At 71.6% G+C, this 6,611-nt stretch carries 7 protein-coding genes; 6 read left to right on the top strand and 1 reads right to left on the bottom strand.

Annotated elements, in window-relative coordinates; all coding sequences use genetic code 11:
• The first annotated feature begins 1 nt into the window (after position 1).
• From LWW96_RS06835 to lysS, 6 genes are all read left to right on the top strand, one after another.
• Positions 2-1,063 (top strand): glycosyltransferase, encoded by a 1,062-nt coding sequence (locus LWW96_RS06835; protein WP_291485333.1) that lies wholly within the window; start codon positions 2-4, stop codon positions 1,061-1,063.
• A 5-nt stretch (positions 1,064-1,068) separates the two neighbouring features.
• Positions 1,069-2,100, top strand: coding sequence for a glycosyltransferase family 2 protein (locus LWW96_RS06840; RefSeq protein ID WP_291485335.1), 1,032 nt, complete (start codon positions 1,069-1,071; stop codon positions 2,098-2,100).
• The gene (locus tag LWW96_RS06845; protein WP_291485337.1) at positions 2,097-2,795 is read left to right on the top strand and encodes a class I SAM-dependent methyltransferase; all 699 of its coding nucleotides are present in this window, start codon (positions 2,097-2,099) and stop codon (positions 2,793-2,795) included. Before LWW96_RS06840 ends, LWW96_RS06845 begins: the two co-directional genes overlap by 4 nt.
• A gap of 16 nt (positions 2,796-2,811) precedes the next feature.
• Complete coding sequence (locus tag LWW96_RS06850) at positions 2,812-3,993, top strand: DegT/DnrJ/EryC1/StrS family aminotransferase (RefSeq protein ID WP_291485339.1); 1,182 nt, start codon at positions 2,812-2,814, stop codon at positions 3,991-3,993.
• A 16-nt stretch (positions 3,994-4,009) separates the two neighbouring features.
• The gene (locus LWW96_RS06855; RefSeq protein WP_291485341.1) at positions 4,010-4,627 is read left to right on the top strand and encodes a sugar transferase; all 618 of its coding nucleotides are present in this window, start codon (positions 4,010-4,012) and stop codon (positions 4,625-4,627) included.
• A 94-nt stretch (positions 4,628-4,721) separates the two neighbouring features.
• Positions 4,722-6,266 (top strand): lysine--tRNA ligase, encoded by a 1,545-nt coding sequence (gene lysS, locus LWW96_RS06860; RefSeq protein ID WP_291485343.1) that lies wholly within the window; start codon positions 4,722-4,724, stop codon positions 6,264-6,266.
• Between the two features lie 123 nt (positions 6,267-6,389).
• Here lysS and LWW96_RS06865 read toward each other — a convergent pair.
• Positions 6,390-6,611 (bottom strand): Hpt domain-containing protein (locus LWW96_RS06865; RefSeq protein ID WP_291485345.1); only part of this gene is annotated, 222 nt, incomplete at its 5' end.

The following is a 6,611-nucleotide window of genomic DNA, read 5'->3' on the forward strand; positions in this document are numbered from 1 at the left end:
CATGGACCGTCCTCTGCACCTGTGCCTGCTCGGCGACGCCACCAGCCCGCATGTCCAGCGCTGGGCGCGGGAGATGCGCCAACGCAGCTACCGCGTGTCGCTGGTCACGGCGCGCCCCTCCCCGGTGGACGGCGTGGAGGTGCGCACCCTGCGGCCGGTGCACCGCTCCACCGACTGGCTGCTGCGCGTGCGGGAGGCCCGGCGCCACGTGGCCGAACTGGCGCCCGACATCGTGCATGCGCACTACATCACGTCCTACGGGTACCTGGCCGCGCGCTGCGGGCGGCGGCCCCTGGTCATGACCGCCTGGGGCACCGACCTGCTGGTGACGCCCCGCAAGAACCCCTGGATGCGCTGGCTGACCGGGTGGACGCTGCGGCAGGCCGACCTCATCACCGGCGACTCGGCCAGCCTGGTGGCCGCGGCGGCCGCTTTCCGCCCACGGCGCGCCGCGCAGGAAATCCATTGGGGTGTGGAACTGCAGCGCTTTCACCCCGTGCCGTGGGACGACAAGCCCGGCCACCAGCTGGTGAGTGCGCGCGCCTGGGAGCCCAACTACCGTATCGACACCATCGTGGAGGCGTTCGCACTGCTGCGCGCCCGCCGGCCCCAGGCCGGCCTGGCGCTGCACCTGCTGGGCGGCGGAAGCCTGGAGGCGCGCCTGCGCCAGCAGGTGCAGCAGGCCGGGCTGGACGGCGCCGTGCACTTCCACGGCCGGCTGGACGATGCCGGCATGGCCCGCGTGCTGGACGCCGCGAAGATCGCCATCACCGTACCCGAAAGCGATGCCACGTCGGTGGCGATGCTCGAGAGCATGGCCTGCGGCCTGGCGGTGGTCGCCAGCGACCTGCCGGCCAACCGGCAGTGGCTCGCGCCGCAATGCCTGGTGCCGGCCGGCGATGCACGGGCCCTTGCCGAGCAGCTCGTCGCGCTGGTGGAGGACGACGACCTGGCGCAGGCCCGCGGCCGGCAGAACGCCGAGCGCATCGCGCGGGACGGCGACCGCGCAGTCCAGATGGACCGCATGCACCAGCTCTACCAGCAACTGCTGCGCGCCCGTTGAAGCCTATGCCACGCCCCACCGAAACGCCCCAGCTCATCAGCGTGATCGTGCCGTGCCGCAACGAGCGCGGCCACATCGACGCGTTCTGCGACTCGGCCCTGGCCCAGCAGCTCCCGCCGGGCTGGCGCATGGAGGTGCTCATTGCAGACGGCGAAAGCGACGACGGCACCCGCGAGCACCTGCTGCAGCGCTGCGCGCACGATGCCCGGCTGGTGCTGGTGGACAACCCCGGCCGCATCGTCTCCACCGGGCTCAACGCCTGCATCGCCCGCGCGCAGGGCCAGGTCATTGCCCGCATGGATGTGCACAGCCAGTTCGCCCCCGACTACCTGGCCCAGTGCCTGGAGGCGCTGGAGCGCACGGGCGCCGACAACGTGGGCGGCCCCTGGGTGGCGCAGGGCGCAGGCCCCACGGGCGCGGCAATTGCCGCCGCGTTCCAGTGCCGCTGGGTGGTGGGCGGCGCCCGTTCGCGCGACACCGACTACGAAGGCGAGGTGGACACGGTGTACCTGGGCTGCTGGCGGCGCAGCGTGTTCGAGCGCTTCGGCGGGTTTGACGAAGCCCTGGTGCGCAACCAGGACGACGAGCACAACCTGCGCCTGCGGCTGGGCGGCGCGCGCATCTGGCAAAGCCGGCACATCCGGTCCGTCTACACCCCGCGGGATTCGCTGGCCCACCTGTTTGCGCAGCAGCGACAGTACGGCTACTGGCGACCCTTCGTCATGCGCAAGCACGGGCAGCCCGGGTCGCTGCGGCAGCTGGTGCCTGCGGTCTTCGTGGCTGCGGCCGGCGCCTGCACGCTGGCCCTGCCCTGGTCCGCCGCGCCGCTGGCCGCACTGGCCCTGGCCTACGGCAGCTACGTGCTGCTCGCCTCCTGCGCGGCGGCCCGGGCCGCCGGCCGCTGGAGCCTGCTGCCGCGCCTGCCGGCCGCGATCGCGGCCTTCCACGCCGGCTACGGCCTGGGCACCTGGCGCGGCCTGTGGGACCTGGCCCGCGCACGCGGGCCATCCAGCCACTTTGCACGCATCACCCGATGACGGAACACGAGCCCCAGGCCGTCCAGGCCCGCTATGCGCGGCGCGACGCCGCGACCGACGCTGCGCGCTACAGCCTGTATGCCAACGCCGCCGCACTGCAGGCCCAGCAGGAGCGGCTGCGGGCCATGGCGCGGATCTGGCGCGCCCATGGCTGGACCAGCCTGGCCCGGCGGCCCATGGTGGAGGTGGGCTGCGGCAGAGGCGGCAATCTGCACGACCTGGTGCGGCTGGGCGCCACACCGGCCTGCCTGACCGGGCTGGAGTTGCTGCCCGAGCGCGCCGCCGCCGCGCGCGCCACCCTGCCGGCGGCGGTCGCGCTGGTGGAGGGCGATGCAGCGCTGGCGCCCGTGCCGCCGGCCAGCCAGGACGCCGTGCTCGCGTTCACGCTCTTCAGCTCGCTGCTGGACGGGGACTACCGCCGCCACATGGCGCAGCAGCTGTGGCACTGGGTTGCACCCGGCGGCGGCGTGCTGGTGTACGACTTCGTGGTGAACAACCCCGCCAACCCCGACGTGCGCGGCGTCCCGCTGCGCGAGCTGGGGCAGCTGTTTCCCGGCGCGCAGATACACTCATGCCGCCTCACGCTGGCTCCGCCGGTGGCGCGGCGCCTGCCGACGCCGTGGATCGCCCCCGCGTCCGCCCTGCTCTGGCCGCTGCGCACGCACCGCCTGAGCTGGGCCGTGAAACCCCGTTAAGCCTCGCCCGCCCCCCATGCCGCCCTCCTCTTCCCCCACCGCCGACCCGCCCTTCCTGCCCTTTGCCCGCCCCGACATCGGCGACGCGGAGATCGCCGCCGTCACCGCCGCGCTGCGCTCGGGCTGGGTGACCACCGGCCCTATGGCCCGGAAGTTCGAGGCCGCCTTCACCGACTACCTGGGCGGCGGCCTGCACAGCGTGGCCGTCAACTCGGCCACCGCGGGCCTGCACCTGGCGCTGGAGGCGCTGGGCATCGGCCCGGGCGACGAGGTCATCGCCCCCACGCTCACCTTCACGGCCACGGTGGAGGTGGCACGCTACCTGGGCGCCGACGCGGTGCTGGTGGACGTGGACCCGGTCACCCTGAACATGGACCCGGCCCGCGTGCGCGCCGCCATCACGCCGCGCACCAAGGCCATCGTGCCGGTGCACTACGGCGGCCTGGCGTGCGACATGGATGCCCTCCTCGCCATCGCCCGGGAGCACGGCCTGAAAGTGGTGGAAGACGCCGCGCACGCGCTGCCCACCACTTGGCGCGGCACGCTGGTGGGGCAGCTGCAGTCCGACGTGACGGTGTTCAGCTTCTACGCCAACAAGACCATCACCACCGGCGAGGGCGGCATGGCCGTGACACGCGACGAGGCGCTGGCCCAGCGCATGCGCGTGATGCGCCTGCACGGCATGAACCGCGACGCGTTCGACCGCTTTACCTCCAAGACCCCGGCCTGGTACTACGAGGTGGTAGCGCCCGGCTTCAAATACAACATGACGGACGTGGCCGCGGCGCTGGGTGTGGAACAGCTGGCGCGCCTGCCGCAGTTCGTGCAGCGGCGCGAGCACCTGGCCCGGCGCTACCACGCCGCGCTGGCCGCCTTGCCGCTGGTGCTGCCCGCTGTGGCGCCCGCCGGCGAGCAGCACGCCTGGCACCTGTACGTGGTACGCCTGGCGCCCGGGGCCCGCATCGACCGCGACGCCCTGGTCCAGGGCCTGGCGGACCGAGGCATCGGCACCAGCGTGCACTACGTACCCCTGCACCGCCACCCCTACTGGCGCGACCGGTACGGCCTGACGCCCGAGCAGTTCCCGCACGCCGACGCTGCCTACCAGGCCATGGTGAGCCTGCCGCTGTTCACCGCCATGAGCGACGCGGACCAGGACCGCGTCATCGCCGCACTGCGCGAACTGCTGGGCGGCTGAGCAGCCCCGTCCGCCCATGGCCAAGCGGCTGTTCGACATCCTCTTCGCCGCCAGCGCCCTGCTGGCGCTGGCGCCGCTGCTGGCGGTGCTGGCGCTGTGGGTGCGGCTGGACTCGCCCGGCCCGGTGCTGTACCGGCAGACCCGGGTGGGGCGCGGGGGGCGGCATTTCCGCATTGCCAAGTTCCGCACCATGCGCGTAGGGGCCGACCAGACGGGGCCGGCCATCACCGTGGGGGCGGACGCACGCATCACCCGGGCCGGCCACTTCCTGCGCCGCACCAAGCTCGACGAGCTGCCCCAGTTTGCCAACGTGCTGGTGGGCGACATGAGCGTGGTGGGCCCCCGGCCCGAGGTGCCGCACTACGTGGCCCTGTACCCGCCGGAGGTGGCACGGCAGGTGTTCAGCGTGCGGCCCGGCATCACCGACCTGGCTTCGCTGGCCTTTCGCGACGAAAGCGCGCTGCTGGCGCAAAGCAGCGACCCCGAGCACACCTATGTGCACGAAATCCTGCCCGCCAAGCTGCGCTACGCCTGCGAATACGCGCGCACCCATTCGCTGTGGCTGGACCTGCGCATCATCGCCCGCACCGCCGCGGCCGTCTTTCGCAGTCCGGTGCCAGAGCAGAAGCCCTAAAATCACCGGTTCGGCTGCGCGCAGCCCTTCCTCCCCTTTCTGACCGTGAGCGCCCCCGGGCGCGCACCTTTGAGCACCGCAACGACGGCCCCCTATGTCCGAACACACCCACGCCCCCGCCCCCCAGGATGACAACCAGCTCATCGCCGAGCGCCGTGAAAAACTCCGCGCGCTGCGCGAAGTGCAGGCCCAGGGCGGCAGCGTGGCCTTCCCGAACAATTTCAAGCCGGCCCACCGGGCCGCGCAGCTGCACGTGGACCACGGCGGCACGGCCGCCGAGGCGTTGGAGGCCGCACCCGTCACCGTGTCCGTGGCCGGCCGCATGATGCTCAAGCGCGTGATGGGCAAGGCCAGCTTTGCCACCCTGCAGGACGGTTCGCTGGGCGAGGTGGGCGGGCGCATCCAGCTGTACGTGACGCGCGACGCCGTGGGCGAAGAGCTGTACGCCGCCTTCAAGCACTGGGACCTGGGCGACATCGTGGGCGCCGAGGGCACGCTGATGAAGACCAAGACGGGCGAGCTGTCGGTCAAGGTGACCGGCCTGCGCCTGCTCACCAAGAGCCTGCGCCCGCTGCCCGACAAGTTCCACGGCATGGCCGACCAGGAGCAGAAGTACCGCCAGCGCTATGTGGACCTGATCACCGACGAGCACGCCCGCAAGCGCTTCGTGGCCCGCAGCAAGGCCGTGAGCGGCCTGCGCGAGTTCATGGTGAGCCACGGCTTCCTGGAAGTCGAGACGCCCATGCTGCACCCCATTCCCGGCGGTGCCAACGCCAAGCCGTTCATCACGCACCACAACGCGCTGGAGCAGGAGATGTTCCTGCGCATCGCGCCCGAGCTGTACTTGAAGCGCCTGATCGTCGGCGGCTTCGAGCGCGTGTTCGAGATCAACCGCAGCTACCGCAACGAAGGTATCTCGGTGCGCCACAACCCCGAGTTCACCATGATGGAGTTCTACGCGGCGTACTGGAACTACCTGGACCTGATGGACTTCACCGAGACGCTGATCCGCGAGGTGGCGCTCAAAGCCACGGGCAGCCTGCAGATGACCTACCAGGGCCGCCCGGTGGACCTGTCGCAGCCCTTCGCGCGCCTGACCATCCGCGAGGCCATCTTCCAGCACACCGAGGCGGGGGCGCACGTGGACGACGCCGCGTGGCTGATCAGCGCGCTCAAGAAGCTGGGCATGACGGAAGAGAAGGACAAGCTCTCCAGCCGGTCGCTGGCCAGCCTGCAGGTGCTGTACTTTGAAGAAACGGTGGAAGACAAGCTGTGGCAACCCACCTTCATCATGGAGCACCCCACCGAGATCTCGCCGCTGGCGCGCGCCAACGATGCCCGGCCCGAGGTGACGGAGCGCTTCGAGCTGTACATCACCGGCCGCGAGTTCGGCAACGGCTTCAGCGAGCTGAACGACGCCGAGGACCAGGCTGCGCGCTTTCACGCCCAGGTGGCGGCCAAGGACAGCGGCGATGACGAGGCCATGTTCTTCGACCACGACTTCGTGCGCGCGCTGGAATACGGCATGCCCCCCACCGGCGGCTGCGGCATCGGCATCGACCGCCTGGTCATGCTGCTCACCGACACCGCCAACATCCGGGACGTCATCCTCTTCCCCCAGATGCGCAAGGAAGACTGAACGCCGAACCCTATCGACTCCGCCCGGAGTCGATAAAAAAGGCGCGGTGGCCGCAAGGCCCCGCGCCTTTTTTCTTGCCTGCCGCCGCAGCCCGGATGCCGGCCCGGCAGGCGCTCCACCGCCCTAGTGGCCGCCCTGCTCCATGTAGCGTTCCAGGGCGCTGCGGGTATCGGCCAGGAGTTGGGGCAGGCTCTCGCCCAGGCGCCGCACTTCGGCCGCCTGCCCTTCCCGGGCAGCCGCCTCGACCCGGGCCGCCAGTTCGGACAGGGGCCGGGCACCGATGCTGGCAGCGGCGGACTTGAGGCTGTGGGCCGCCTCACGGGCCGCCGCCAGGTCGTCCTGGGC

Origin of the sequence: Acidovorax sp., assembly GCF_021287135.1 — a bacterium.
Lineage (GTDB): Bacteria > Pseudomonadota > Gammaproteobacteria > Burkholderiales > Burkholderiaceae_C > Acidovorax.